This window comes from Aphanothece sacrum FPU1 (genome assembly GCF_003864295.1).
GTDB classification, from domain to species: Bacteria; Cyanobacteriota; Cyanobacteriia; order Cyanobacteriales; family Microcystaceae; genus Aphanothece_B; species Aphanothece_B sacrum.
In genome coordinates, this window is sequence record NZ_BDQK01000020.1 from 1 (window position 1) to 1783 (window position 1783).

The following is a 1783-nucleotide window of genomic DNA, read 5'->3' on the forward strand; positions in this document are numbered from 1 at the left end:
GAAAGCGCATGAAGGCAAGGGAAGTGGTTCGGCTCAACCTGCTAAAGCAGAAGCTCCTGCAGCGACAAGTGCTTCATCAAGTAATTCTGCATCAGTTGTTCAAGATCATAGTTCAAATGGCCGCATCAAGGCTTCTCCTTTAGCCAAATCTATGGCCAAAGAAAAAGGCTATGACCTGAATCAAATCAAAGGAACTGGCGATAACGGCCGCATCACCAAACAAGACATAGAAAACTTTAAACCAGGTTCAGCTCCAGCAGCAAGCAAGCCTGCTTCAGCAGGTAGTGCACCAGTTGTGTTACCAAGTGTGGTAGGTCAGGAGAGCTTCGAAGAAGTGGCGGTATCGCAGATGCGCAAAACAATTGCCAAGCGTCTGAGCGAAAGTATGTACACAGCGCCTCACTTCTATCTGACCATGGAAATCAACATGGACAAAGCCATTGAAGCCAGAAAGAGCATTAACGAAATCAGTCCTGTAAAAGTAAGTTTCAATGACTTGGTTATTAAGGCAACGGCTGCTGCTTTACGCCAGCATCCGGATGTAAACGTAAGCTGGTTAGGCGATAAGATCAGAAAGAACCATCACATACACATTGGTGTAGCCGTAGCGGTGAAAGATGGTTTGTTGGTTCCTGTAGTTCGCTTCGCAGATAATAAATCATTATCACATATTTCGGCAGAAGTAAAAGATCTGGCTCAAAAGGCGCACGATAAGAAGCTACAACCCAAAGATTGGGAAGGTTCAACATTCTCTATCTCCAACCTGGGTATGTTTGGCATAGAAGATTTTACAGCTATCATCAATCCGCCAGATGCTTGTATTCTGGCTGTAGGTGGTATTAAAGAAACGGCAGTGGTGAAAAATGGTCAACTGGTACCCGGTAGTGTCATGAAGGTTACACTTTCTTGTGATCACCGTGCAGTTGATGGTGCTGTTGGTTCTGCTTTCCTTAAAACGCTGAAAGGACTGTTGGAAGATCCCGTTAGGATTTTGATATAAGCAAGCCTGGTGCTTGCTTACTGAATAGAAGAAATGATTGAAGTTCGTGAACCCATATTAGCGCACGGAAAAAAGAAACTCACCATTGAGGAATATTTGGCTTTTGAGCGAGCCTCCAATCAAAAACACGAGTATTATCAAGGAGAAGTTTTTCTGATGCTTGATGAGGTTCCTGAGGAGACACCAATCATAGATGTTCGTGCAAAGTCTGGAGCCAATCATGTACACAACATCATCTCTGTTAACATCATTGGCGAGTTATACATTAGGCTAAAGGGGAAATCATGCAGGCCTTTTGGAAGTGATATGCGAGTTTATATTCCTGAGAACTCGCTTTTTACTTATCCGGACATTTCTGTGTTTTGCAGCAACCTGGATCTATCCAACGAAGACTCAGCAACAGAGCCTATTGTAATTTTTGAAATTCTTTCTCCATCAACTAAAAATTATGATCGGGGTAACAAGTTTAAATTTTACAAGGATATTGCATCACTTAAAGAGTATATTTTAATTGATACTGAAAGTGTTAACGTTGAGGTCTTTCGTATGAATAGCACAGGGCGTTGGGAGTTAGAGGAGTATAAATCACTATTCGACACATTAAAAATGCCTTCGCTCAGCATTGATTTGCCTCTCAAACTCATTTATCAGCAGACCTCATTAATCAAAAATGCATAACAAAACCTGTTACTTGTGTTGGCTATTTATGCTATGTGCCTATGCAAGCTCCTTTGCACAATTTGGTCAATTCTCTGTTTACGCCAGTGGCACGGGAACGTATGC

2 protein-coding genes are annotated in these 1783 nt (G+C 42.2%); both read left to right on the forward strand.

Annotated features, from left to right (window positions below; translation table 11 throughout):
* The coding region (locus AsFPU1_RS22315) for a dihydrolipoamide acetyltransferase family protein (protein WP_148096909.1) at nt 1-1000 on the forward strand (1000 nt) is incomplete at its 5' end.
* A gap of 33 nt (nt 1001-1033) precedes the next feature.
* A complete protein-coding gene (locus tag AsFPU1_RS22320; protein WP_125061196.1) occupies nt 1034-1678 on the forward strand; it encodes a Uma2 family endonuclease in 645 nt (214 codons plus the stop codon).
* Nucleotides 1679-1783 lie beyond the last annotated feature (105 nt).